At 72.9% G+C, this 25,962-nt stretch carries 23 protein-coding genes and 1 pseudogene; 22 read left to right on the plus strand and 2 right to left on the minus strand.

The features are described from left to right. From Q0588_RS06410 to Q0588_RS06450, 9 genes and pseudogenes are all read left to right on the plus strand, one after another. A complete protein-coding gene (locus tag Q0588_RS06410) occupies window positions 1–777 on the plus strand; it encodes a hypothetical protein (RefSeq protein WP_298744791.1) in 777 nt (258 codons plus the stop codon). A 123-nt stretch (window positions 778–900) separates the two neighbouring features. Beyond that, window positions 901–2,271, plus strand: a complete 1,371-nt coding sequence (gene tolB / locus Q0588_RS06415; protein WP_298744793.1) for a Tol-Pal system beta propeller repeat protein TolB — start codon at window positions 901–903, stop codon at window positions 2,269–2,271. Window positions 2,272–2,398: 127 nt separating this feature from the next. Further along, window positions 2,399–2,953, plus strand: coding sequence for a peptidoglycan-associated lipoprotein Pal (gene pal / locus Q0588_RS06420; protein ID WP_298744846.1), 555 nt, complete (start codon window positions 2,399–2,401; stop codon window positions 2,951–2,953). 107 nt (window positions 2,954–3,060) lie between these two features. Next, window positions 3,061–3,933 (plus strand): tol-pal system protein, encoded by an 873-nt coding sequence (locus Q0588_RS06425; protein WP_298744795.1) that lies wholly within the window; start codon window positions 3,061–3,063, stop codon window positions 3,931–3,933. 140 nt (window positions 3,934–4,073) lie between these two features. Further along, on the plus strand, window positions 4,074–5,351 hold the full coding sequence (locus Q0588_RS06430; RefSeq protein ID WP_298744848.1) for an ATP-binding protein: 1,278 nt from the start codon (window positions 4,074–4,076) through the stop codon (window positions 5,349–5,351). Further along, window positions 5,348–7,276, plus strand: coding sequence for an ATP-dependent zinc metalloprotease FtsH (gene ftsH / locus Q0588_RS06435; protein WP_366872686.1), 1,929 nt, complete (start codon window positions 5,348–5,350; stop codon window positions 7,274–7,276). The genes Q0588_RS06430 and ftsH overlap by 4 nt, the downstream gene beginning before the upstream one ends. A gap of 83 nt (window positions 7,277–7,359) precedes the next feature. Further along, window positions 7,360–8,163: a dihydropteroate synthase gene (gene folP / locus Q0588_RS06440; RefSeq protein ID WP_298744797.1), complete on the plus strand. Its 804-nt coding sequence runs from the start codon at window positions 7,360–7,362 to the stop codon at window positions 8,161–8,163. A 42-nt stretch (window positions 8,164–8,205) separates the two neighbouring features. Next, complete coding sequence (gene thiD / locus Q0588_RS06445; RefSeq protein ID WP_298744799.1) at window positions 8,206–9,012, plus strand: bifunctional hydroxymethylpyrimidine kinase/phosphomethylpyrimidine kinase; 807 nt, start codon at window positions 8,206–8,208, stop codon at window positions 9,010–9,012. A 49-nt stretch (window positions 9,013–9,061) separates the two neighbouring features. After that, a pseudogene (locus Q0588_RS06450) lies at window positions 9,062–9,411 on the plus strand (nucleotidyltransferase family protein). Here the strand turns inward: Q0588_RS06450 and Q0588_RS06455 are convergent. Continuing rightward, the gene (locus Q0588_RS06455; protein WP_298744801.1) at window positions 9,381–9,863 is read right to left on the minus strand and encodes a GNAT family N-acetyltransferase; all 483 of its coding nucleotides are present in this window, start codon (window positions 9,861–9,863) and stop codon (window positions 9,381–9,383) included. The pseudogene Q0588_RS06450 and the gene Q0588_RS06455 overlap by 31 nt on opposite strands. Between Q0588_RS06455 and Q0588_RS06460 the strand changes: the two genes are divergently transcribed. Next, complete coding sequence (locus tag Q0588_RS06460) at window positions 9,862–10,677, plus strand: PhzF family phenazine biosynthesis protein (RefSeq protein WP_298744803.1); 816 nt, start codon at window positions 9,862–9,864, stop codon at window positions 10,675–10,677. The two genes, Q0588_RS06455 and Q0588_RS06460, sit on opposite strands and share 2 nt — an antisense overlap. Before the next feature lie 60 nt (window positions 10,678–10,737). On the opposite strand, the gene Q0588_RS06465 is transcribed toward Q0588_RS06460, so the two are convergent. Further along, complete coding sequence (locus Q0588_RS06465; protein WP_366872689.1) at window positions 10,738–11,208, minus strand: hypothetical protein; 471 nt, start codon at window positions 11,206–11,208, stop codon at window positions 10,738–10,740. A gap of 232 nt (window positions 11,209–11,440) precedes the next feature. Here Q0588_RS06465 and Q0588_RS06470 point away from each other — a divergent pair, with 232 nt between their 5' ends. The 12 genes from Q0588_RS06470 (at window position 11,441) to Q0588_RS06525 (ending at window position 25,939) form a co-directional block, all read left to right on the plus strand. Next, entirely contained in the window at window positions 11,441–11,785 is a 345-nt protein-coding gene (locus Q0588_RS06470; protein WP_298744804.1) for a hypothetical protein, read from the plus strand. Further along, a complete protein-coding gene (locus tag Q0588_RS06475) occupies window positions 11,786–12,466 on the plus strand; it encodes a response regulator transcription factor (RefSeq protein WP_298744806.1) in 681 nt (226 codons plus the stop codon). Next, window positions 12,463–13,935, plus strand: coding sequence for a sensor histidine kinase (locus Q0588_RS06480; RefSeq protein WP_298744808.1), 1,473 nt, complete (start codon window positions 12,463–12,465; stop codon window positions 13,933–13,935). The genes Q0588_RS06475 and Q0588_RS06480 overlap by 4 nt, the downstream gene beginning before the upstream one ends. A gap of 82 nt (window positions 13,936–14,017) precedes the next feature. Next, on the plus strand, window positions 14,018–15,379 hold the full coding sequence (locus Q0588_RS06485; protein ID WP_298744810.1) for a hypothetical protein: 1,362 nt from the start codon (window positions 14,018–14,020) through the stop codon (window positions 15,377–15,379). 20 nt (window positions 15,380–15,399) lie between these two features. Continuing rightward, entirely contained in the window at window positions 15,400–16,224 is an 825-nt protein-coding gene (gene ccmI, locus Q0588_RS06490) for a c-type cytochrome biogenesis protein CcmI (protein WP_298744812.1), read from the plus strand. After that, the gene (gene ccmE, locus Q0588_RS06495) at window positions 16,221–16,694 is read left to right on the plus strand and encodes a cytochrome c maturation protein CcmE (protein ID WP_298744814.1); all 474 of its coding nucleotides are present in this window, start codon (window positions 16,221–16,223) and stop codon (window positions 16,692–16,694) included. The genes ccmI and ccmE overlap by 4 nt, the downstream gene beginning before the upstream one ends. Next, on the plus strand, window positions 16,691–18,676 hold the full coding sequence (locus tag Q0588_RS06500; protein ID WP_298744816.1) for a heme lyase CcmF/NrfE family subunit: 1,986 nt from the start codon (window positions 16,691–16,693) through the stop codon (window positions 18,674–18,676). Before ccmE ends, Q0588_RS06500 begins: the two co-directional genes overlap by 4 nt. Continuing rightward, on the plus strand, window positions 18,673–19,179 hold the full coding sequence (locus Q0588_RS06505) for a cytochrome c-type biogenesis protein (RefSeq protein ID WP_298744818.1): 507 nt from the start codon (window positions 18,673–18,675) through the stop codon (window positions 19,177–19,179). The genes Q0588_RS06500 and Q0588_RS06505 overlap by 4 nt, the downstream gene beginning before the upstream one ends. A 125-nt stretch (window positions 19,180–19,304) precedes the next feature. Further along, a complete protein-coding gene (locus Q0588_RS06510) occupies window positions 19,305–20,873 on the plus strand; it encodes a trypsin-like peptidase domain-containing protein (RefSeq protein WP_298744820.1) in 1,569 nt (522 codons plus the stop codon). A gap of 88 nt (window positions 20,874–20,961) precedes the next feature. Beyond that, a complete protein-coding gene (locus tag Q0588_RS06515; RefSeq protein WP_298744822.1) occupies window positions 20,962–21,633 on the plus strand; it encodes a response regulator transcription factor in 672 nt (223 codons plus the stop codon). Window positions 21,634–21,641: 8 nt separating this feature from the next. Beyond that, window positions 21,642–23,054, plus strand: a complete 1,413-nt coding sequence (locus tag Q0588_RS06520; protein ID WP_298744824.1) for a HAMP domain-containing sensor histidine kinase — start codon at window positions 21,642–21,644, stop codon at window positions 23,052–23,054. Next, window positions 23,051–25,939 (plus strand): bifunctional [glutamine synthetase] adenylyltransferase/[glutamine synthetase]-adenylyl-L-tyrosine phosphorylase, encoded by a 2,889-nt coding sequence (locus tag Q0588_RS06525; protein WP_298744826.1) that lies wholly within the window; start codon window positions 23,051–23,053, stop codon window positions 25,937–25,939. The genes Q0588_RS06520 and Q0588_RS06525 overlap by 4 nt, the downstream gene beginning before the upstream one ends. The last annotated feature ends 23 nt before the right edge of the window (window positions 25,940–25,962 follow it).

Genomic DNA, 25,962 nt, shown 5'->3' on the forward strand with positions numbered 1-25,962 from the left:
TTGGACCGTCCCGGCTCGGCCCTGATCGGATCCGTGGTCGTCCATGCGGCGGTCGTCGGCGCGGTGCTGCTGGCCGTGACGTTCGGCGGCGACCGCCCGCCGCGCCAGATCGTCAACGCCGTGCCGGTCTCGATCGTCTCCGAGATCCTGACGCCGGCCGGTCCGGCCGACGCCCCGTCCGAGGAGCCGGCCGTCGACGCCGCCGCCGCGCCCCCGCTCGAGGCGCCGGAGCCGACGCCGCCGACGCCGGCCCCCGCGCCCACGCCGCGTCCGCCCGAGAAGGCCCCGGCGCCGCGCCCGGACACCCGCCGGCCGCCGCCGCGTCCGCCGGCCACGCCGCCCCCCGCGACGAAGCGCGAGACGCCGCGTCCGCGCGAGGAGAGCCTCGACCTCGGCAAGCTGGCCGCCGAGCGCCGCAACGCCTCGCCCCGGCGCGACACCCGGCCGCCGTCGGGCCAGCAGTCGAGCGGGACCGCGGGCCAGACCAGCGGACCCGTGATCACCGCGATGTTCAATCAGGTCTATCAGAACTGGAATCCGCCCTGCCAGACGCCGGGGGCCGAGAACCTGCGCATCCAGATGGACGTCACCCTCGATCCGCGCGGCCGCATCACCGCCGGGCCCACGCTGGTCGGCCGGCGCAATGATCCGGTCTGGCGCGCCGTCGCCGCCGGGGCGATGCAGGCGCTGGTGCGGACGGCGCCGTTCGACGTTCCGCCGGGCTTCACCGGAGGGGAATACCGGCCCTCGTTCAACATGGAACGCGCCTGTCGGTGAGCTTCGGCGGTCACTGACCAAAGCTGATCAGGCCCGAAAGTCGCCCCAATCACGGCCATGCTGGTTTTCGGCGAACGGTCCGGTGATAAGGACCGGCGTACGTCTGACTCGCGGGAGCTATCGATGCGTCTGAACCGACTTCTGACCGGCGTCGCCATTCTGGCCATGGCCTCGACGGCCGCCACCGTCGGCGTGGCCCAGACCCCGCCGCCGCAGGAGGGGCCGGTCGAGGTCGAGATCGACCAGGGCGTTCTCCGCCCCTTCCAGATCGCCGTGGCCAATTTCGACGGCCAGAACGGGTCCGAACTGTCGCAGGTGATCCGCGCCGACCTGCGCCGCTCCGGCTATTTCGAGCCGCTCGATCCGGCCGGCTTCGTCGAGACCGGCCTGACCCTGGCCAATGCGCCCAACTTCCCGCAGTGGACCTCGATCGGCGCCCAGGCGGTGCTCTACGGCGCGGTCACGCCGCGTCCGGACAACCGCTACGACTTCGGCTTCCGCCTCTACGATCCGTACCGCCAGTGCCAGCTGGCCTCCTACCGCTTCACCGCCACGCCCGAGCAGTGGCGCCGCATCGGCCACAAGATCGCCGACGTCGTCTACCAGCGCATGACCGGCGAGGCCGGCTTCTTCGACAGCCGCGTGCTGTTCGTCTCGGAGAGCGGCACCCAGCTGAACCGCCTGTCGCGCCTCGCGATTTCCGACCAGGACGGCTTCGACCCGGTCTTCCTGACCCAGGGCGACGAGGTGATCATGTCGCCGCGCTTCTCGCTCAACGACCCCAACGAGATCACCTATGTGGCGCTCGGCAAGGACTACAGCCGCATCTATCTGTTCAACCTGTCGACCGGCCGGCGCGAGTCGCTGGGCGAGTTCGACGGCCAGGTGCTGGCCCCGCGCTTCTCCAACGACGGCTCGAAGATGGCCTTCTCGATCATCCGCGGCGGCAATACCGACGTCTATGTCATGGACCTGGCCAGCCGCCAGGTGCGCCGCCTGACCAACGACCCGGGCATCGACACCTCGCCCTCGTTCAGCCCCGACAACAGCCAGATCGTCTTCACCTCGGACCGGTCCGGCTCGGCCCGGCTCTATGTGATGCGCGCCGACGGCTCGGGCCAGCGCCCGATCAGTCGTGGCGGCGGAATCTACACCGCCCCGAACTGGAGCCCGCGCGGCGATCTGATCGCCTTCACCAAACAGGCCGGCGGCCGCTTCTCGACCGGCGTCATGCGCCCGGACGGCGCCGGCGAGCGCATCCTGTCGTCCAGCTATTTCGAGGAGGGGCCGTCCTGGGCCCCCAACGGCCGCTACATCATGTTCGCCCGCCAGTCGCCGGGCGGCGACACCCGGCTGTGGACCGTCGACCTGTCCGGCCGCGTGGTCAGCCAGGCGGGCTACGGCGGCCGGGGCACCGATCCGGCCTGGTCGCCGCTGCTCGACGAACAACCCTCCAACCTCGGGGCCGGCGGCCCCGACAGCTGCTCCAACTGACGGAGCGAAGCGGAGCCTTTGCGCTCAATTTCGCGTTATCGCGGCTGGAGAAATCGCTGGCGCGCCAGTACCCGGACCTTATAGCAAAGCTGGAGGCCGAGGCCTCGCACCAAGGAGACCGACGATGATGAAGACCTCGCCCCTTCTGCGCCTCGCCGCCATCGGCGTGGCCGTGACGGCCATCGCCGCCTGTACGCCCCGCCGCCCGGTCGACAGCGCCGCGGGCGAGGCCGTCCCGCCCGCCTCCGGCCCGCAGTATCCGACCGCCCCGTCCGGGTCGGTCGAGGGCGGCGACCTGGGCGCCTCCGTTCCCGGCTCCGAGCAGGACTTCGTCGTCAACGTCGGCGACCGCGTCTATTTCGACCTCGACAGCTACGAGGTCCGCACCGACGCCTATCCGCGCCTCGACGCCCAGGTGGCGTGGCTGCAGCGCTATCCGCAGGTCACCGTGCGCATCGAGGGCAACGCCGACGAACGCGGCACCCGCGAGTATAATCTGGCCCTCGGCGCCCGCCGCGCCGAGTCGGTGCGCACCTATCTGGTCCAGCGCGGCGTCTCCGCCGCCCGTATCGACACCATCAGCTACGGCAAGGAGCGTCCGATCGCCGCCGGCTCCAATGAGGAGGCCTGGGCCCGCAACCGCAACGCCCACACCGCCATCGTCAGCGGCGCCACCCGCTGAGGCGGCGGTGGGCCCGGGCCCCGGAGGGGCGGTCGTTGCGCGGCCGCCCGTTCCCCTGACCCGCGCACGGCCTTGCGGCGGCCTCAAATCGGTGGGACGAAACCGTCATGCTGAAGCCGCTCCCCGCCCTCCGCTCGAAGAACGCCCTCGTCACCCTGCTCGGCGTCGTGCTGATCGCCGGCACGACCACGGTGGTCGCCCAGACCGCGCCCATGGAGCCGATCCAGTGGGACAAGCGCCGGCTCGACCGGCTGGACCGCAATATCCGCCGGCTCGAACGGGCCCTGACCCAGCGCAACGCCGCCGGCCAGCCGGTCATCATGGAGCCCGATCCCGAGGTCGTGGCCCTGAGCGGCCGCGTCGGCATCATGGACCGCCGCGTCAATGACCTCGAGGCGACGCTGCAGCGGGTCAACGGCGATCTCGAGCGGCTGACCTTCCAGCTGGACGAGGCGACCCGAGACAACGCCGCCCTGGCGGCCCGGCTGCGCACCGCCGAGTCCCGGCTGGGCGCGATCGCCGCCGCGGCCGAACGTGAGGCGGCCCTGAACGCGCCGGTCAGCTCGACCTCGCCGACCGGCGATCCGGGCCGCGACCTGGCCGCCGCCGTAAGGCTGGCCGGGTCGGACCCGGCCATGGGCGACCGGGCCCTGCAGACCGTCGCCCTGGCCTGGCCGGAGACGCCGCAGGCGCGCGAGGCCAACGCCCGGCTCGGCGACCTGCGGGTCGCGGCCGGCGACGCCGCCGGCGCGGTGGCCTTCTACGCCGCCGCCCTCGAGGGCTGGCCGACCACCCCCTGGGCCGGCGCGACCGTGCTGGAGCTGGCCACGGCGCTGAAGGAGAGCGACCGCAAGACCCAGGCCTGCGCCGCCCTGGGCGAGTTCGACCGGCGCTACGCCGCCGCCTCCGCCGCCGCCCTGCGCAGCCGCGCCGCCGAGCTGCGCAGCCGCTTCGCCTGTCCCGCCCGGAGAGCCGGCTGATCCTGACCGCCCCGGCCCGGCCCGGCCCGCCCTGGCCCGGCCGCGTCCGCGAGCGGCTGACCGCCCGGCTCGAGCCGAACGCGCCGCGGCCGCTGGCGATCGCCCTCTCCGGCGGCGGCGATTCCGTCGCCCTGCTCGAAATCGCCGCCGGCTGGGCCCGCGACCACGGCCGGCCCCTGCTGGCCCTGACCGTCGATCACGGCCTCAGCCCCGACAGCGCCCGCTGGACCGCCTTCGCCGGCGAGGCCGCCCGCGCCGCCGGGGCCGACTGGCGCGCCCTGCCGTGGACCGGGCCGAAGCCCGCCGCCGGCCTGCCCGCCGCCGCCCGCGCCGCCCGCCACCGGCTGATCGCCGACGCCGCCCGCGCGGCCGGGGCCCGGATCGTCCTGTTCGGCCACACCGCCGACGACCTGGCCGAGGGCGAACGGATGCGCGCCGAGGGCTCCACCCTCGGCCGCGTGCGCGACTGGTCGCCGTCGCCCGCCTGGCCCGAGGGCAGGGGGCTGATGCTGCTCCGGCCGATGCTGGACGTCGGGCGGGCCGAGCTGCGGGACTGGCTGACGGCGCGGGGGTCGGGCTGGATCGACGATCCCGCGAATGAAGACCCGCGCTTCGCCCGAAGCCGCGCCCGCGCGTCCCTTCTCCCAATGGGAGAAGGAGGGGCCCGCGCCGTCAGGCGTGGGAGGATGAGGGGCTGCGATGTTGACGATCGGGCGCCGAACTCCCTCACCCTTTCGCGCCAGGACGACGGCTCCGCCGCCGTGCGCTCAAGCCCTCTCCCGATGGGAGAGGGGTCATTCGCCCTCGACCGCGCCGTCTCCGCCCGCACCCTCGCCGCCGCCCTCGTCTGCGCCGGCGGGGGGGATCGCCCGCCGCGCGGCGACCGCCTCGACCGCCTCCTGACCCGCCTGCGGGCCGGGGAGGCCTTCACCGCCGTCCTGTGCGGCGCCCGCCTCGAGGCTGGCCCGGACCGGATCCTCGTCACCCGCGAGGCCGGCGAATTCGCCCGCCGCCCGGCCGCGCCGCAGCCCCTCGCCCCCGGGATCGAAACCGTCTGGGACGGACGCTGGGCGGTCACGGCCGCCGGACCGGGCTGGAGCGTCGCGCCCGCCGCCGGCCGACGGGCCGCGCTGTCGAAGGCCGACCGGGCCCGGCTCGACGCCCTGCCGCCCGCCGCGCGGGGGGGACGGCCCGTGCTGGTTTCGGACGGCGCGGCGGGGCCGATCCTCGCGGAAAACGCCGCCGCCGTGCGGTCCCTGGTCGAGGAGAGACTGGCGCTGGCGCTGGGCCGAATGACGCATGAGTCCGATCTGGCGCCGCGCGCACATGGCGCTCCGCCCCGGAACCACCTATTTTCTGGCGCTGACTTCACCGAACAGGGCGGCGCGCCGCGCCTCCAGGGATCGAAACGAGCATGAATCTTCGCAATCTGGCCATCTGGGGAGCCGCCATCCTGGGTCTCCTCGCTGTCTATGTGGCGGTGAACCGGGGCGGTCCGATGGGCGCGCCCGGCCAGCCGGCCTCCGCCGCCCGGCCGCAGCCGATGACCTATTCCGAACTGGTCGCCGCGCGCGAGGCCGGTGACATCGCGGCGGTCGAGGTCAAGAACGAGACCCTGACCGTGCAGATGAAGGACGACCGCAAATTCACCGTCGTCACCGCCCTGCCCAACACCGAACTGATCGACAGCCTCAACGCCGCCGGCGCCCAGGTCGACGTCAAGAGCAGCCGCCAGTCGATCTGGGTCACCGCCCTGGTGGGCCTGCTGCCCTTCATCCTGATCATCGGCCTGTGGGTGCTGATCATGCGCCAGATGCAGGGCGGCGCGCGCGGCGCCATGGGCTTCGGCAAGTCCAAGGCCAAGCTGCTGACCGAACACAAGGGCCGCAAGACCTTCGACGACGTCGCCGGCGTCGACGAAGCCAAGGAGGAGCTGCAGGAGGTCGTCGACTTCCTCAAGGATCCGGCCAAGTTCCAGAAGCTGGGCGGCAAGATCCCCAAGGGCGCCCTGCTGGTCGGCCCTCCCGGCACCGGCAAGACCCTGCTGGCCCGCGCCGTCGCGGGCGAGGCGGGGGTGCCCTTCTTCTCGATCTCGGGTTCGGACTTCGTCGAGATGTTCGTCGGCGTCGGCGCCAGCCGCGTCCGCGACATGTTCGAACAGGCCAAGAAGAACGCCCCCTGCATCATCTTCATCGACGAGATCGACGCCGTCGGCCGTCACCGCGGCGCCGGCCTCGGCGGCGGCAATGACGAGCGCGAACAGACCCTCAACCAGTTGCTGGTCGAGATGGACGGCTTCGAGGCCAACGAGGGCATCATCCTGATCGCCGCCACCAACCGTCCCGACGTGCTCGACCCGGCCCTGCTGCGCCCGGGCCGTTTCGACCGCCAGGTCGTGGTCCCCAACCCCGACGTGGGCGGCCGCGAGAAGATCCTGCGCGTGCACATGAAGGACGTCCCCCTCGCCGCCGACGTCAACGTCAAGACCATCGCCCGCGGCACCCCCGGCTTCTCCGGCGCCGATCTGGCCAACCTCGTCAACGAGGCGGCCCTGATGGCGGCCCGCAAGGACCGGCGCATGGTCACCCACCGCGATTTCGAGGACGCCAAGGACAAGGTCATGATGGGCGCCGAGCGCAAGTCGATGGCCATGAACGAGGAGGAGAAGCGCCTCACCGCCTATCACGAGGCCGGCCACGCCATCGTCGCCATGAACGTCAAGATGGCCGACCCGGTGCACAAGGCCACCATCGTCCCGCGCGGCCGCGCCCTCGGCATGGTCATGCAGTTGCCGGAAGGCGACCGCTATTCGATGAAATACCGGCAGATGGTCGACCGCATCGCCATCATGGCCGGCGGCCGGGTGGCCGAGGAGCTGATCTTCGGCAAGGACAACATCACCTCGGGCGCCTCGTCGGACATCGAACAGGCCACCAAGCTGGCCCGCGCCATGGTCACCCGCTGGGGCTTTTCGGAGAAGCTCGGCACCGTGGCCTATGGCGAGAACCAGGAGGAGGTCTTCCTCGGCCACTCGGTCGCCCGCAGCCAGAACGTCTCCGAGCAGACCGCCCGCATCATCGATGAAGAGGTCCGGCGCATCGTCACCGCCGGCTGGAGCGAGGCCCGCAAGATCCTGACCGAAAAGGCCGGCGACCACGAGAAATTGTCCCAGGCCCTGCTCGAATACGAGACCCTGTCGGGACAGGAGATCAAGGACCTGCTCGAGAAGGGCGTCGCGCCCAACCGCGACGAGAGCAACTTCCCCAACGCCGGCCCCTCGGTCTCGGTCCCGATCACCCCGGTCTCCGACGGGGTCGATGTCGAACAGCCGACGGTCCACTGAGGCGCGTCGCCGGGGCCGGGGACCATGGCCTGTCTCGCCGATCTCGACGACACCGGTCCGACCGGGCCCGGGGGCGAGGACTGATGCCCCGCCCGCAGGTGATGGGCATCGTCAATGTGACGCCGGACAGCTTTTCGGACGGCGGCCGGCTGGACTCGGTCGAGGCCGCCGTGGCCCACGGGCTGCGGCTGGTCGGGCAGGGCGCGGACATCCTCGACGTCGGCGGCGAAAGCACCCGGCCCGGCGCCGAGCCGGTGGCCGAGGACCAGGAAATCGCCCGCACCGTCCCCGTCGTCGCCGGCCTGCGCGCCCGCTGGGCCGGGCCGATCAGCATCGACACCATGAAGCCCGCGGTCGCCCGCGCCGCCGTCGCCGCCGGGGCCACCATGTGGAACGACGTGACCGGCCTGACCTTCTCCGCCGACGCCCCGGGGGTCGCCGCGGCGCTCGGCTGCGACATCGTCCTGATGCATATCCGGGGCGAGCCGCGGACCATGCAGGCCGATCCCCGCTATGGGGACGTGGTCGCCGAGGTGGCCGACTGGCTGGCCGCCCGCGCCGCCGCGGCCATGGCGGCCGGCGTGGCCCGCGAACGCATCTGGCTCGATCCCGGCCTCGGCTTCGGCAAGACGGCGCGGCACAACCTGGCTCTGACCGCCCGCCTCGACCGGATCGCCGCCCTCGGCTTCCCGGTCCTCTACGGGGCCAGCCGCAAGCGCACCATCCAGTCGATCGACCCGACCGCGACCGAGCCGTCCGACCGTCTCGGCGGCTCGCTGGCCCTGGCGCTGGAGGCGGCGCGGAAGGGCGCGGCGATCATTCGCGTTCACGATGTCCGCGAGACGGCGCAGGCGCTGGCGGTGCAGGCGGCGGTGGGCGATGTCTGACGCCGTCTTGCCGGGCGGCCCGCGATTGGCCATGCCGTCCGGATGACTTCCTCGCTTCCCGGACGCGTCCTGATCATCGCCGGCTCCGACTCCGGGGGCGGGGCGGGAATCCAGGCCGACATCAAGGCGGTGACGGCCATGGGCGGCCATGCGGCCACGGCGATCACCGCGATCACCGTCCAGAACACCCTCGGCGTCCACGGCGTCCATCCGCTGCCGCTGGACCTGATCGAGGCCCAGGCGCGGGCGGTGCTCGACGACATCGGCGCCGACGCGATCAAGACCGGCATGCTCGGCTCGACCGGGGTGGTCGAGCGCGTCGCCGCCGTCCTCGACAGCTGCGACGCGCCGGCGGTGGTCGACCCGGTGATGATCGCCAAGGGCGGCCAGCCCCTGCTGCCCGACGCGGCGGTGCAGGCGGTGCGCAGCCTGATGGTCCCCCGCGCCGCCCTGCTGACCCCCAACGCGCCCGAGGCCGAGGCCCTGACCGGCGTGGCCGTGGGCGATCTGGACGGCCAGCGCCGGGCCGGCGAGGCCCTGCTGGCCATGGGCGCTCGGGCGGTGCTGATGAAGGGCGGCCACGTGCCCGGCGAGACGGTCATCGACCTGCTGCTGACCCCGACCGGCGAGACCCTGCTGGAGGGACCCCGGATCGAGACCCGCCACACCCACGGCACCGGCTGCACCCTGGCCAGCGCCTGCGCCGCCGGACTGGCGAGGGGCCTGCCGCTGGAAGCCGCCGTGGCCGAGGCCTGGGCCTATGTCGCCGAGGCCATCCGCCGGGCCCCCGGCCTGGGCGCCGGACACGGGCCGCTGGACCACGGCTGGCCGGTGAGGGACCGGACATGAGTGCTCGGGGCTTCGCCTTCTCCCGCTTGCGGGAGAAGGACCGTAGGCCATGACCGATCTGAACGCGCGCCTTGTCGATATCGTCCGGGCCGACCCCGGCCTGATGCACGTTCTGAAAGGGGTCCGGGATCAGGGCCTGCAGGACTGACGCCTATTCTCGGGCGCGGTCTATCAAAGCGTCTGGAACGCCCTGACCGGGCGGCCGGCGGACTATGGGGTCCGGGACTATGATGTCGGCTATTTCGATCCGGACACCAGCTGGGGCTGGAGGACGTGTTCGCCCTGGCCCTGCGACCCAATCCGAACCGCGTCCTGGCGAAAGACTGGCCGCGCGTCGTCGAGCGGGCGCTGGCGCGGTGGCCGGAGCTTCAGGTGATTGCGCCCGCCAGTCTCGGATAGATGTCCCGGTCGACCTTCTCCATATGCCGCAGCGGATCGGCCGGCTCGAAGCCGTATTGGGCGTAGAGCCCATGGGCGTCCGCCGTCGCCAGCCCCCAGCGGCGCAGGTCCCGCAAGCGTGGCTCCGCCAGCACGCCCTGGATCATGGTCTTGCCCAGACTCCGGCTGCGCGCTTCGGGGGCGACAAAGACGTCGCACAGCCAGGCGAAGGTGGCCTGATCCGTGACCACGCGGGAAAACGCGATGAGGCGGTCCTCCTCGAACAGGCCGAAACAGATCGAGCCCCGACAGGCGCGCTCGAACACCGGCCACGAGATCCCCTTGCCCCAATAGCTTTCCTCGGCGATCCAGCGCCACGCGATGCGGAGTTCGGACTCGGTCAGGGTGGTGCGCAGGTCGGCCATAGGCTGGATATAGCGCGATCGGCGGCGCTGGCGTAACAGCGAAGCCATGCGCCAGTGGACCGTCGACGCCTTCGCCTCCGCCCCGTTCCGGGGCAATCCCGCCTGCGTGGTCGAGCCGTTCGATCGCTGGCCGGACGACGGCTGGATGCAGGCGCTGGCGAAGGAGAACAATCAGGCCGAGACCGCCTTTCTGCTGCGCACCCACGATCCGGCCCGGTTCGGCCTGCGCTGGTTCACGCCGGGGCGGGAGGTCGACCTGTGCGGCCACGCCACCCTCGGCTCGGCCCATGTGCTGATCACCGAGCTCGGCGCCGGCGCCGGGCCCCTGACCTTCGACAGCCGCTCCGGCCCGCTGACCGTGCGCCGCGCCGGTGAAGGCTATGAGATGGACTTTCCGGCCGACATGCCGCGACGCACAGGCCCCGTCGCCGGACTGGCCGAGGCCCTCGGCGCCGAGCCGGTCGAGGTCTGGGCGGCGCGCTATCTGGTCGCCGTGCTCGCCGACGCCGACGCCGTGCGCGCCCTGCGCCCGGACATCGGAGCCCTGTCGGCGCTGCAGGGCGAGGCGGCCGAACCGGGCGAGGTGATCGTCTGCGCCGACGCGGACGCCGGCGACGCCGTCGATGTGATCGACCGCTTCTTCGCGCCGGGCTGCGGCGTCGACGAGGATCCGGCCACCGGCTCGGCCCACTGCATCCTCGGGCCGCTGTACGCGGACCGTCTGGGGCGTTCCGGCGTGCGCTTCCGGCAGGTCTTCCCGGGCCGCGGCGGGGACATCGAGACGGAGACGCGCGGCGACCGGGTGCTGCTGCGCGGCCGGGCCGTGACCGTCATCGAGAGCCGTCTGCGCCTGACGCCATAGCAAAGGGGGCGCCGCCTCGCGGACGACGCCCCGGAGCCTTCCGGGGGGGAAGGGCCGGCCCTACCAGCGACGATGGTCGCGGTCACGGCGCTCGACGCGGATCTGAACCGCCAGACGGTCGTAGCGGCGGTCGAGGTCCTGGCGCTCCCAGCGGGTCAGGCCGCCGCGCATATAGCTGCGCTCGAGGCGGACCAGGCTGTCCAGCTGCGCGTGCAGCCGAAGCGCTTCGCGGCGGCTCAGCGAGCCGTTGCGAAGGCCGACGTCGATGCGCCGGTCCAGCTGGTGTTTGCGCTGGCTGATCGACCGCCAGCGGCCATGATTCTGATAGTGGTCGCCGCGTTCGTAACGGTCGCGGTCAGGGCGTTCGTGGCGGTCCCGGTCGCGGCGCTCGTAGCGCTCGTCCCGGTCATCGTGGTCATGGCGTTCATACCGGTCGTGTCGGTCGTAGCGGCCGTGATCCTGGGTGGCGGCGGGAACCGCGACGGAGGCCGCGGCGATGGCCAGCACGGGGATGAGGGCTCTCTTCATCATCGGTCTCGTCCTTCGTTACGCAGGCCGGGCCGGCCGCGCTGGGGCCGACAACACCATTGTCGAACTGAGCCATGCCTGAATGGCCTGTGTCAGCTTGCGTTCATGTCGATGACGACGCATTGGTGCGGCTCTCCCGCGGCGTTCAACGCGTTCGCGGGGGCGGCGACGGGTGAAACATGTCCGGATGCGCCGTTCAGCCGACGTTCAGAGCCTGGGGTCTAGACCGCCGCCCATGACCCGGATGCCCGTCTACATCCTCGCCGTCCTGCTCGCCGCCGCGCCCCTGCCGGCCGCGGCGCAGGATGCCGACGGCCGCGCCGAGGCGCGGCAGGACCCGCGCGGGGACGGCTGGCAGGAGCGCGGCGGGCGCGGCCGGGCCCTCCGGGACCAGGCGCCTCCGGCCCCGCGCGTCAGCATGGGCGCCGCGGTCCAGCGCGCCTCCGCGGGACGGTCGGGCCGCTTTCTCGGCGCAAGCGACCGCGGCGACACGATCGTGGTCCGCTGGGAGTATCCGGGCGGTCGCATCGCCGACATCATGGTGGACGGCCGCAGCGGCCGGCTGATCGGAGAACGCTGAATGCGCGTACTGCTCGTCGAGGACGACGCCGATCTGTCGCGCCAGCTGAAGGGCGCCCTGTCGGACGCCGGCTATGCGGTGGATCACGCCGGCGACGGCGAGGAGGCCCATTTCCTCGGCGACACCGAGCCCTATGACGTCATCGTGCTGGATCTCGGCCTGCCCAAGATCGACGGGGTTTCGGTGCTCGAGCGCTGGCGGCGCGAGGGCAAGACCACGCCGGTGCTGATCCTGACCGCGCGCGGCGCCTGGTCGGACAAGGTCTCGGGCTTCGACGCGGGCGCCGACGACTATCTGACCAAGCCCTTCCACACCGAGGAGCTGCTGGCCCGGTTGCGGGCCCTGTTGCGGCGTTCGGCCGGCATCGCCTCGTCGACCCTGTCGTGCGGCGGTCTGCGTCTGGACCCCCGGGCGGCCCGGGCCAGCGTCGACGGCGAGCCCCTGCGGCTGACCTCGCTCGAATACCGCCTGCTGCACTATCTGATGATGCACCAGGGACGGGTGATCAGCCGGACCGAGCTGGTCGAGCACCTCTACGACCAGGACTTCGACCGCGACTCCAACACCATCGAGGTGTTCGTCGGCCGTCTGCGCAAGAAGATCGGTCCGGACCGGATCGAGACGGTGCGCGGCCTCGGCTACCGGCTGACCGCCCTGCCCGGGGAGAGTCCGGCGACGTGACCGACGGCTCGGGGGGCCCTGTCGACGCCGGCGCCGCGGACGCGCCGTCCGGCTGGGGGCGCTGGTTCGGCCGCCCCGGCCGGAGCCTGACCCGGCGGTTGATCTGGCTCGCCTCCGCCTGGATCGTCCTCGCCCTGGTCCTGACCGGCTGGGCGCTGACCAACCAGTATCAGGAATCCGCCCTGCGCCGGCTCGGCAACGCCCTCGCCGACACCATCGACGAGGTGGTCGTGGCGACCAATGCGGCGGCCGACGAGTCGCTGACGGTCGGCGAGGTCAGGGACGACCGCACCCTGCGGCCCCTGTCCGGGAAATACTGGGCCGTCGCCGAACCCGGGGCCGACGGCCGGCTGCGCATCCTGGTGCGCTCGCCGTCGCTGGCCGGGGAGAGTCTGACCATCCCCGCCGACCTGCCCGGCCGTCTCGCCGCCGCCCGCGGCGCGACGATCAGCTACAACGATCCCGACGGCCTGCGCGGCGGCGGCAAAGGGCCCCTCGGCGCGCCCCTGCGCGTGGCCGCCAGCATGAAGCAACTGCCGGGCCGGACCCGGCCGGTGGTCTTCCTGGCCGGCATCGACCGCACCAGCATCGACAACGATACGCGCCAGTTCGCCACCTTCACCTGGACGGCGCTGCTGGTGCTCGGCCTCGGCCTGGTCATCGCCGTCTTCCTGCAGGTGCGGATCGGCCTGCGTCCGCTCTATGCGCTCAGGAACGAGATCGCCGATGTCCGCAAGGGCCGGGCGGCCCGCATCGCGCGCAGCTATCCGCTCGAGATCCAGCCGCTGGCGGAACAGGTGAACCGTCTGCTCGACCACAATCAGGAGACCGTGGAGCGCCAGCGGACCCATGTCGGCAACCTCGCCCATGCGCTGAAGACGCCGCTCTCGGTGATGCTGGCCGAGGCGGGGTCGCAGCAGGGCCCCCTGCCGGACATCGTGCGCCGTCAGACCGAGGTGATGAAGGCCCAGGTCGACCACCATCTGCGCCGCGCCCGCGCCGCCGCCCGCGCCCAGATGCTGGGCGAGGTGACCCCGATCGAGCCGGTTCTGGACGAGCTGGCGGTGATGCTGGAGCGGGTGTTCGAGGACAAGGGGGTGGTCATCGACTGGCGCGTCCCGGAGGGTCTGGCCTTCCGCGGCGAGCGCCAGGACCTGCAGGAGCTGCTCGGCAACCTGATGGAGAACGCCTGCAAATGGGCCCGGCGCCGGGTCCGGGTCTCGGGCGGCGCCACCGGCCTGGGCCAGATGGTCGTGGTGGTCGAGGACGACGGGCCGGGCCTGCCCGAGGACCAGCGCGAGGCGGCGCTGAAGCGCGGCTCGCGCATGGACGAGACCACGCCCGGATCAGGGCTCGGCCTGTCGATCGTGGTTGAGCTGACCCGCGCCTATGGCGGCCGGGTCTCCCTCTCCGACAGCGAATTCGGCGGCCTCAAGGTCGTGCTGGAGCTCCCCGCCGCCGAAGTCTGAGCCCCCTCGCGGATAGCGGATGTTAACCTTGGGGACGCAGCATGGCGCCGGCCGGGCCATCGACCGGTCGAGAGGGGTCTGGATGTCGGGGCTGTCCGTCGCCCACCGCGTCGCGCTGGCGACTCTGATCGAGCAGGCGCCCGACGCCACGCTGGCGAAGCTGTCATCGGTGGCCGGCGCCCTGCCGGGCGAGCGGGCGCTCGAGCTCGGGGCCATGCTCGCGGAAGAGGTGCGCGACCGGACCCGCCGCCGGCTGGTCCTCGCCCCCCTGCTGCCGATGTTCCGGCCGCGCCCCGACGGCATCGAGGCGATCACCTTCCCGCCGGCCGTCCTGCCCCGGCTGTGGAAGGCCGGATCGGCGCGCGAGCCCGGCCTGCTTCCGCGGCTCGACAGGGCCGGTCCGGACGCCGCGGCCGTGTCCGACCGCATCTGCCTGGCCGCCGCCGCCGCCGTGCGCGACCGCCCGGAGCAGGTCTGGCCGGCCGATCTCGAGCCGCACCGCCGCGAGCGCGGCCTGAACGATCTGGCGGCCTGTCTTGACCTGGCGCATCTGGCCCGGCGCGGCCTGCCCTCCATAGAGGTCTGGCTCAAGCGACCCGACGGCGACCAGGTCGCCGAATTGCGCCTGCTCATCAAGGATTGCGCGGCCATCCACGCCGATGGAGCCCGGCGCGTGCTCGAGATGCTGTTCTCGCATCTGGACGACGCCGTGCTGATCCTGCGCATCATCACCCAATGCTCCTGCGCCTCGGGCCGGGAGGGCTTTCTGAGCGCGTCCGAACTGGCCGGCTTCGTCGAGCGGCTGATCGACGGCGTCGACGCCCGCGTCGCGCGCATCGGAGCGTTCCGGCCCGGTTCGGATCTGGCCAGTGTCGATCCGGTCATCGCCGACCTGACGTGGTGCGCCAACGTCCTCAACGAACTCGACGTGACCCTGACCCTCAATCCGCTCAGCGTCTGGGGCAAGTCGGTGCGCGACGCGCGCGTCAGCATCGCCGGCCAGCTCTCCGCCTTCCTGCGCGCCGCCGATCGCGCCGTCGACCGGGCCCTGCCGCTGGAGCGGGTGCGGCTCGCCGGCCGCATGACCCGCAAGGCGCCGCAACTCACCGTCCCGGTCCAGGGGGAAACGGTGCAGGCGGTCGGGAACCTGCTCAAGCTGGTCGGCGCGGTGCGCGGCCCGGCCTCGATCTTCGGGGCCGAGTCCGACCGCAGCAAGCTGGTGGAGTCCCTGACCGCCCGCCTGACCGACTACGCCGACCAGGCGCTGCTCGCGGTCAATGACGGCGAGGCCGAGGACGAGGTCAATGCGCTGCGCCTGGTCGAGCTGGCCGCGCGCTGTCTGGATCTGATCGACGCCCGCGTCGCCGCCCGCACGGTGCGTCGCCGGGCCGCAGTGGCCGGAGCGGTCCGCAAGCCGACGAAACCCTCGTCTCGGGCCGCCTGATCGGCTAGAGCACCGCGACTATGACGATGTTCTGGATCATGTCGGCCGTGATGGCCGCGGCGGCGGGCCTGCTGGTGCTCGCCGGCGCGCGTCGCGGCGTGGCCGCGGGCGATCTGGTGACGCCCGCCGCGGCCTCGGCGGAACTGGCGGAGCTCGACCGGCTGAAGGCGCGCGGTCTGCTGGACGAGGCCGGCTGGGTCGCCGCCCGGGCCGAGGCGGGGCGGCGCATCCTCTCGTCGCGGCGCGTCGCGGCTCCGGTCGCGGCCGGGCCCGGGGACCGCCACTGGGTGCTCGGCGGCCTGGTCGCCGCCGCCGCCGGAACGGCGGGACTGTACATGCTGGTCGGCGCGCCCGGCCTGCCCGACCAGGGCTTTGAACGGCGCGTCGACGAGTGGATGACCCGCCTCGACACCCTGCAGCCGCCGCAGGTCGCCGCGGTGGTGGCCCGGATCGTCGAGCAGCGGCCGAACGATCACCAGGCCCTGACCATGCTGGGCGCGGCCCGCTTCGAGGCCGGCGACCCGCTGGCCGCCGCATCGGCGTTCCGCCGGGCGATCGCGCTGCGGCCCGACGATGCGCAAAGCTGGGCGCGTCTGGGCGAAAGCCTGGTGCGCGCCAACGGCGGCAAGGTCGACGGTGACGCCGAGGCCGCCTTCCGTCGGGCCCTGGAGCACGACCCGGATCAGCTGGGCGCCCGCTACTTCCTCGGCGAGGCGGCGCTGGCCCGGGGCGACACGGCCGCGGCGCGCGAACTGTGGACGCCCCTGATCGCCGCCCTCGCGCCGGGCGATCCGCGCCGCGCCGAGCTGATGTCGCGCCTGCCGCCGGCCGGAGGCGCTGGATGAGCTGGCTGCCGAAATCGCCCAAGGCCCGCCGGCGCCTGTGGGTCTTCATCGCCGTGGCCCCCGTGCTGGCCCTGGCCGTGGCCCTGTCCCTCTACGCGATGCGCGGCAGCGTCACCTTCTTCTTCTCGCCCTCCGAGGCGACCCGCGAGAACGCCCCCGCCGGTCGCGTGGTGCGGCTCGGCGGCCTGGTCGAAACCGGCAGCGTGGTCCGCGACGGGGCGGGCCAGGTCGCCTTCGCGGTCACCGACAACGTCGCCACCACCCGCGTCGTCTATCGCGGCGACCTGCCCGACCTGTTCGCCGAGGGGCAGGGGGTGGTGGCCCAGGGCGCCTTCCTGCCCGACCGCAGCTTCCGCGCCACCCAGGTCCTGGCCAAACACGACGAGACCTATATGCCGCGCGAAGTCGCCGACAGCCTGAAGGCCAAGGGCGAGTGGCGTCCGGCCGACAGCGCCGCGGCCACGCCGTGATCGTTGAAACGGGCGCCTTCGCCCTCGTCCTCGCGCTCGGGCTGGCGGCCCTGCAGACCGCGCTCGCCGTGGGCGGGCGCCTGCGCCGCAGCCCGGTGCTGGCCGGTGCGGCCGCCGGCGCGGCCCTGGCCTCGGCCCTGGCCGTGGCCGTCGCCTTCGCCGTCCTGGTCCAGGCCTTCGCCACCTCCGACTTCTCGGTCGCCAACGTCGCCGCCAACAGCCACACCGACAAGCCGATGCTCTACAAGGTGGCCGGGGCCTGGGGCAGCCACGAGGGCTCGCTGGTGCTGTGGTGCCTGGTGCTGACCGGCTTCGGGGCGGCCCTGGCCCGGGCCCGCGACCTGCCCTTCGGCCTCAAGACCTCGGCCGTGGCGGCCCAAGGCTTCCTCGGCCTGCTGTTCCTGGCCTTCGCCGTCTTCACCTCCAACCCGTTCGAGCGCCTGGACCCCGCCCCGTTCCAGGGCGCCTCGCTGAACCCGCTGCTGCAGGACCCGGCGCTCGCCCTCCATCCGCCCTTCCTCTACGCTGGCTATGTCGGCTTTTCGGTCTGCTTCTCGCTGGCCGTCGCGGCCCTGGTCGAGGGGCGCGCCAATTCGGCCTTCTGGCCGGCCTGGGGGCGCTGGGTCCGGCCATGGGCGCTGGCCAGCTGGGCCCTGCTGACCGTCGGCATCACCCTCGGGGCGTTCTGGGCCTATTACGAACTCGGCTGGGGCGGCTGGTGGTTCTGGGATCCGGTCGAGAACGCCAGCTTCATGCCGTGGCTGGCGGGGGCGGCCCTGCTCCACTCGGCCGTGGTCACCGAGCGGCGCGGCGCGCTGGCGGGCTGGACCACCTTCCTCGCCCTGCTGGCCTTCACCCTGTCGATGCTGGGCGCCTTTCTCGTCCGCTCCGGGGTGCTGACCAGCGTCCACGCCTTCGCCGTCGACCCGGAACGGGGCCTGATGCTGCTGGCCATCCTCGGGCTGACCGGGGGACTGGCGTTCGGCCTGTTCGCCTGGCGCGCGCCGCGGCTGAAGGGCGGCGGCATGTTCGCCCCGGTCAGCCGCGAGGGGGCGCTGGTGCTCAACAACCTGTTCCTGACCGCCGCCTGCGCCACCGTCCTGCTCGGCACCCTCTATCCGCTCATCCTGGAAGCGGCCAGCGGTTCGACCATTTCGGTCGGTCCGCCTTATTTCGCCATGACCTTCGTGCCGCTGATGGCGGTCGCCTTCGTGATCCTGCCGGCCGGTCCCCTGCTGGCGTGGAAGCGCGGCGATCTGCCGGGCGTGCTGCAGCGGCTGGCGGTCGCGGCCGGGCTGGCGCTGCTGCCGGCGATGGCCGCCTTCGCCGTGTTCGAGCCGCGCCGGGCCCTGTCGGCCGCCGGGGTCGGGCTCGGGGCCTGGCTGATCCTCGGCGCCCTGGCCGAGACCGCCGGGCGCATCCGCCTGTTCCGCGCTTCGCCGGCGGAAAGCCTCCGGCGGGCGCGGGCGCTGCCGCCCGGCGCCTGGGGCATGACCCTGGCGCATGCCGGGCTCGGCGTCTTCGTGCTCGGGGCCGTGGTCGAGACCGCCTACCGCATCGAGGCGGCCCGTCCGATCGCGATCGGCCAGGTGATCGAAGCCGGCCCCTGGGCGGTGCGGCTCGATGAGGTGCGGGTGGTCGAAGGCCCCAACTACCTGGCCGAGCGGGGCCGCCTGACCGTGAGCCTCCGCTCGGGCGCGGCCCCGCGACGGATTCACGCCGAACGCCGCTTCTACCCCGCCGGCGGCCAGACCACCACCGAGGTCGGGCTCGACTTCCGCGGCCTTGACGATGTCTATGTGGTCCTCGGCGACCGCGGCCAGACGGCGCAGGGCGGGCCGGCGTGGAACGTGCGCCTGTGGTGGAACCCGTGGGCGCGGCTGATCTTTCTCGGCCCGGCCCTGATGGCGCTCGGCGGCCTGCTGTCGCTGACCGACCGCCGGCTGCGGCTCGGCGTCGGCGGACGAAAGGCGGCCCCATGAGACGGCTCCTTCTGGTCGTGGCCGCGGCCGCCGGCCTGGTCGCCGCGCCGGTGGCCTCCCAGGAGCCGCCGCCGGCGCCCGACCGTCCGCTGCCCGACGCCGCGCAGGAGGCCCGCGCCCAGGCGCTGTTCGACGGCGTCCGCTGCGTGGTCTGCCAGCACGAGGCCATCGCCGACAGCCCCGCGGTCATCGCCGCCGACATGCGCCAGCTGGTCCGCGAACAGGTCGCCGCCGGCCGGTCGGACGCCGAGATCAAGCGGGATCTGGTGCGCCGCTACGGCGACTTCGTGCTGTTCCGGCCGCCGCTGCGGTTGGCCACCTGGCTGCTGTGGTTCGGCCCGGCCGCCCTGATGGCGGCCGTCCTCGCCCTGCTGCTGCTGCGTTCACGCGGCCGGCGGCCCGAGGCGGCCCCGCTCACCGCCGAGGAAGAGGCGCGGCTGGCCGATATCGTCGCCGAGGCCGGTCTTCGCCCCGATGCTGACGCAATGGCGTCTGACGACTGAGCGCGGGCGGACCCATCCGCGGCCTTCGGCGTTGGCCTCGGGAATCGCCGCCCTATATTGACGGACTGACCGACTGGCGGACTGAACGGGCGTCCGCGCCCGAGGAGAGGATCGTACGAAACCCGATGATGAAGCGTAAGGAATTCATGCTGGGGGCCACGTTCGGCCTGGTTCTCGCGGCCGGCGCCACCGCCGGCGGCGTCATCGACTGGCCGACCGCCGCGGCGGGCCCGGTCGCCGGAGCCACCGGACGCCTGACCCCGAACGCCGGTCCCGCCGGCCTCTTCGCCCCGCCGCAGGGCGCGCCCCTCAGCTTCGCCGACATCTTCCAGCAGGTCGCCCCGGCGGTGGTGCAGATCAACGTCGAATCGCGGGTCAGCGCCCCTTCGGCCCTGCGCGTTCCGGGGCTGCCGTTCGCCATTCCCCTTCCGGAAGGGGAGCCGGGCGCCGGGGAGGAGGAGGACGGCCGCACCGCCCGCGGCGCCGGGTCGGGCTTCTTCATTTCGCGCGACGGCTACATCGTCACCAACAACCACGTCGTCGCCGACGCCGTCGAGATCACCGTCGTTCTCGCCGACGAACGCGAACTCACGGCCGAGGTCGTGGGGCGCGATCCGGCCACCGATCTGGCGGTGATCAAGGTCGAGGGCTCGGACTTCCCCTTCGTGCGCTTCGAGGAACAGGCCCAGCCGCGCGTGGGCGACTGGGTCATCGCGGTCGGCAATCCCTTCGGCCTGGGCGGCACGGCCACGGCGGGCATCGTCTCCGGCCTCGGCCGGCAGAACATCGACCCGGAGTCGAGCGCCGGCTACGTCGACTTCCTGCAGATCGACGCGGCGATCAACACGGGCAATTCGGGAGGCCCGACCTTCGACATCTACGGCCGGGTGATCGGCGTCAATTCGGCGATCTACACCCAGACGGGAGGGTCGGTCGGCATCGGCTTCGCCATTCCCGCGTCCGTCGCCAAGCCGATCACCGACCGGCTGATCCGGGACGGCAAGATCGAGCGCGGCTATGTCGGCCTGACCTTGACCACGCCGCGCGCCGCCATGTGGGAGGCCTACGGCCTGCCGCGCGACACCGAGGGCGCCCTGGTGACCGAGGTCACCCCCGGCGGGCCCGCCGATCGCGGCGGCGTCGAGATCGGCGATGTGATCACCGCCGTCAACGGCGAGCCGGTCGAGGACAGCACCGAGGCGACCCGGGTCGTCGGCGCGGTCGCGCCCGGCTCGGCCATTCGTCTCGACATCAACCGGGGCGGCCGGCGCGTCACCGCCAACGTCCGGGCCGGCGTCCGTCCATCCGAGGACGAACTGCGCCAGGGACTGCTCGGCGGCGAGGGCGCGGCCCCGTCCGAAGGCCCCGGCGCGGATGTCGGGGGCGCGGCGATCGAGGGCATCAGCGTCTCGCCGCTGACGCCCGCCCTGCGCCAGCGCTACCGCTTCCCGTCCGGCGCCGCCGGCGTGGTCGTCACCGGCGTGGCGCGCGGCACCCCGGCGGCCCGGCTCCGCCTCGGCCCGGGCATGTTGATCACCCACGCCGACAGGCAGCCCGTGACCTCTCCCGAGGAGCTCCGCTCGGTCATCCGCTCCGTGCGGGCGGCCGGACGCCCGGGGGTGGTGCTGTTCCTGATCGAGGCGGGCGGCTCGGTGCGGGTGCCGGTGCTGCTCGAGTTCGCCGACACGGAGTGAGCGTCTCCATCCTGAACAAGCCTTCACTGCCCGGATCGCCGCCGATGCGCTACCATCGGCGGCGATTTCGCATCCAGGGGCTGATTCCATGCGCATTCTGGTGGTCGAGGACGACGCCGAGGCGGCGACCGCCATGGTCCGGGGCCTGACCGAGGCCGGCCACGAGCCGACCCACGCCGTCGACGGCGCCTTCGGCCTGCTCCAGGCCCGCGGGGGCGGCTACGACGTCTATGTCGTCGACCGCATGATGCCCCGCCTCGACGGCCTCGGCATGGTCGAGACCCTGCGCAACGACGGCGACCAGACGCCGGTGCTGTTCCTGTCGGCCCTGGGCGAGGTCGACGACCGCGTCGCGGGGCTGAAGGCCGGGGCCGACGACTATCTGATCAAACCCTACGCCTTTTCCGAACTGATCGCCCGCGTCGAGGCCCTGGCCCGCCGGCGCGAGACCGGCGGCGTCGCCACCCTGCTCAAGGTCGGCGACCTCGAGATGAACCTGATCGCCCGCACCGTGCATCGCGCCGGCCAGGAGATCGATCTGCAGCCCCGCGAATTCCAGCTGCTCGAATTCCTGATGCGCCACGCCGGCCAGTCGGTGACCCGGACCATGCTGCTCGAAAAGGTCTGGGAGTATCATTTCGACCCCCAGACCAATGTCATCGACGTTCACATCAGCCGCCTGCGCGCCAAGATCGACAAGGGCTTCGACCACGCCATGCTGCAGACGGTCCGCGGGGCGGGGTACCGGCTGGAGGCCTGACGCCTCCGATGCGACTTCCCTCCCTCCTTCGCCGCACGCCCTTCCGGTTGACGCTGCTGTTCCTCGCCCTGTTCGTGGCGGCCGCCAGCGCCATTCTCGCCTATGTCTATATCGCCTCGGCGTCCGAAGCGCGCGTCAAGGCCGAACGCGACGTGCGGGCCGAGACCGAGGTGCTGACCGGCATCTACGAGGCCCGCGGGGTCGACGCCCTGAATATGGCCCTCATCGACCGGACCCTGCGCGACAGCGCCTATCTGTACCTGCTGACCGATTCCCGGGACCGGGTCATCACCGGCTCGATCAGCGTCCAGCCGATCGCCGAGCTGAAGGGGCCGTCGCAGTGGATCACCTTCCCGTTCACCGAGACCGACCCCGACGGCCGGGTGACGCGGCCGCGGGTGCGGGGCGTGCAGACGCGCCTGTCCGGCGGCGAGACCCTGTTCGTCGGCAAGTCCCTCAGCGACACCGAGGCCTATCTCGCCCGCCTGACGCAGGCGCTGTGGGGCGCCATGGGCATCGTGCTGCTGCTCGGCCTCGCCGGCGGCGTGCTGGTGAGCCGAAATCTCGAACGGTCCATGGGCCGCCTCAACAAGGTCGTCAACGCGGTGCGCGACGGCGATCTGAAGGCGCGCTTTCCGGTTCGCAATTCGGGGGATGAGCTCGACGAGCTGGGTTCCGGCCTGAACACCATGCTCGACCGGCTTGAGGCCTCGATGGCCTCGACCCGGCACGCCGGCGACGCCATCGCCCACGACCTGCGCTCGCCCCTGACCCGGATGCGGGCCAAGCTGGAGGTGTCGCTGATCGACGCGGAGGCGGGGGCCATCAACGGCGTCGAAGCCCTCCAGCTGGCGCTCGACGAGGCCGACAACCTGCTCAGGACCTTCAACACCGTGCTGGCCATCGCCCGGCTCCAGGCGGCGGCCGGCCGCACCCCCGACCCGCGGCTGTTCGACGCCGCCGACCTCGCCGCCGACATGGCCGAGCTCTACGCCCCGGCCGGCGAGGACAAGGGGCTGGAGTTCTCGACCGAGATCGAGCGTGGACTGATGATCCGGGCCAACCGGCCCTTCCTCGCCCAGGCTCTCGCCAACGTCATCGACAACGCCGTCAAATACACTCCGGCCGGCGGCGCGGTGATGCTGAGGGCGCGGCGGCGCAGCTCCGGCGAGATCGAATTCTCGGTCACCGACACCGGGCCGGGCGTGCCCGAGGCCGACCGCGAGCGGGTCCTGCAGCGCTTCGTCCGGCTCGACAACAGCCGCTCCGAGCCGGGATCGGGCCTCGGCCTGTCCCTGGTCGGCGCCGTGCTGGAGGCTCACGGCGGCCGGGTGTGGCTCGACGAAGGGCCCGGCGCATACGGCGGTTTCGGCCCCGGTCTGCGCGTCGCCCTGGTGCTCCCGCCGGCGGAGGCGACGTGAGCGGGCCGCTGGCCTCGCGGCTGCGACCCTGCGGCCCGGTCGTCGAGGCCGGGGCCGCCGCGCGCGCGCGCGACCAGCTCGGCGAGGCCGCGTCCGGGGGCGGCTGGAGCCCGGCTCTCGACAAGGCCTGGCCGGCGCTGGCGCCGGTGTTCGCCGCCTCGCCCTATCTGTTCGGCCTCGCCCGCCGCTGGCCCGACCGGCTGGCGGCCGTGCTGACGGACGAACCCGACTCCCGGCTGGCGGCCGTGGTCGCCGCGACCGAGGCCCTCGGCGGCGGCGCCGACGACCTGCGCGCCCCGCTGCGCCGGCTCAAGGGCGAGCTTCACCTGCTGACCGCGCTCGCCGACCTCGGCGGCGTATGGGGGCTGGATCAGGTCACCGACGCGCTCAGCCGTTTCGCCGACGCCTCGGTCAGGGCCGCGCTGCGGGCGGTCGCCCACGACCAGCGCGAACGGGGCCGGCTGGTCAGCGCCGCCGACGACCCGCGCGGCCCGGTCCCCGGCCTGTTCGGCCTCGCCATGGGCAAGCACGGCGCCTTCGAACTCAACTATTCCTCCGACATCGACATCAGCCTGTTCTGGGAGCCCGAAGCCCTGATCCCGGTCCTGGCCGGCGGGGTGGAGGCGCAGCGCTTCGTCGACCGGCTGGCCCAGGCGCTGGTCTCGCTGATGCAGGAGCGGACCGGCGACGGCTATGTCTTCCGGGTCGACCTTCGCCTGCGGCCGGACCCGTCGTCGACGCCGCCCGTGGTCGCCGCGCCGACGGCGCTGGCCTATTACGAGAGCGTCGGCCAGAACTGGGAAAGGGCCGCCTTCATCAAGGCCCGGCCGGTGCTCGGCGATTCCGACGCGGGCGGCGGCTTCCTGAAGGCCCTGCGGCCGTTCATCTGGCGGCGCAGCCTCGACTATCCGGCCATCCTCGACATCCAGTCGATCAAGCGGCAGATTCATGTCCACAAGACCGGCGACGGCCTGGAGGCGGCGGGGGCCAATCTGAAGCTGGGCCGGGGCGGCATTCGCGAGATCGAATTCTTCGCCCAGACCCAGCAGCTGATCCTCGGCGGCCGCGATCCGGCCCTGCGCGCGCCGCGGACCGTCGAGGCCCTTGCGGCCCTGCGCGACGCCGGCCACATCGCCCCGGACGCCTGCGCCCAGCTGACCGCGGCCTATGTCGACCTGCGCGGGCTCGAGCATCGGGTGCAGATGCTGGACGACGAACAGACCCACAGTCTCCCGGTCGACCCGGACGCCCGGGCGCGGGTCGCCGCCCTGGCCGGCGAGGGCGACCTGGCCGCCTTCGACGCCCGTGTCGAGGCCCTGCTGGTCGGGGTCAACCGCCGCTACGGCGAACTGTTCGAGGGCGAGGAGGCGCTGTCGTCCCCCTATGGGTCGCTGGTCTTCACCGGGGTCGAGAACGATCCCGAAACCCTCGACACCCTGGCGCGGATGGGGTTTTCCGACCCCGCCATGATCGCCGAGACGATCCGCGGTTGGCACCACGGGCGCATACTGGCGACCCGCGCCGCGCGCGGGCGCGAACTGTTCACCCGGCTCGCGCCGCGCCTGCTGACCGCGCTGGCGGACACCGGCGCGGCCGACGCCGCCTTCCGGAGGTTCGCCGTATTCTTCGCCGGCCTGAGTGGCGGGGTTCAGGTGCAGGCGCTGTTTCTGGCCCAGCCGAAGCTGTTCGACCTCGTCGTCGGGGTCATGGCCTTCGCGCCCCGTCTGGCCCGCGCCCTCGGCCGCTATCCGGCGGCGCTGGACAGCATGCTGGACGCCCGCTTCACCCGGAACCTCGAGGAGGACTCCGGCGTGGTCGCCCAGATGTGGGCCGAGGCCGCCGCCGCGGCCGACTTCGAAACGGCCATGAACGTGGTCCGCCGGGTGCACCGCGAGCAGATGTTCCGCATCGGCGTCCAGAGCCTGACCGGCCGGGCCGGACCGGAGGAGGCGGGACGCGCCTACACCACGCTCGCGGACGCCTGCCTCGCCGCCCTCGCGCCCGCCGCCCTGGCCGAGACGGCGCGCCAGGGCGGGAGTCTCCCCGGCGGGGCGGTGGCGGTGGTGGCGCTGGGCAAGGCCGGCTCGCGCGAGATGACGGCGACCTCCGACCTCGACCTGATGACCGTCTATGACGCGCCCGAGGACTCGGTCTCGGCCGGCAAGGACTGGGCGGCGGGGGTCTTCTACTCGCGCTTCACCCAGCGGCTGATCGCGGCCCTGTCGGCGCACACGGCCGAGGGCGGCCTGTACGAGGTCGACATGCGGCTGCGGCCCGGCGCGGCCAAGGGGCCCGTATCGCTGCGCCTGTCGGCGGTCGAGGACTATTATGCGACCGAGGCCGATACCTGGGAGTTCATGGCCCTGACCCGCGCCCGCGTGGTCTGGTCCGACGATCCGGCCTTCGGCGCGCGCGTCTCCGACGCGATCGAAGCCATGCTGCGCCACCCGCGGCCGGGGGTGGGCTTCGCCGCCGACGCCCGCCGGATGCGCGACCGGATGGCCCGCCAGCGGCCGCCCCAGGGCTATTGGGACGTCAAGCTCGCGCCCGGGGGCCAGGTCGACGCCGAATTCGTCGCCCAGGTGCGACAGCTGCGGCGGGCGCGGGCCGGAGAGTCCCTGACCGTCTCCACCCTCGAGGCCCTGTCGGACGATCCGGCCCTGGCCGAGGCCTGGCGGCTGCAGCAGGCCCTCAGCCAGATTCTGGGCGCCGCCTTCGACGACCGCCCCGATCCGGAGCATGAGCCGGAAGGATTCCGCGAGCGGTTGGCGAGGGCCGTCGGCTTCCAGAGCTTCGCCACCCTGAAGGCGGGGCTGGCCGGGGCTCGCGAGGCCGCGCGCGCCGCCTTCGAAGCCGCCCTGCCGCCGGTCGGCGACGGAGACTGACGTCCGCCGCGTTTCAGTCTCCA

Source organism: uncultured Brevundimonas sp. (assembly GCF_937870815.1).
GTDB lineage: Bacteria > Pseudomonadota > Alphaproteobacteria > Caulobacterales > Caulobacteraceae > Brevundimonas.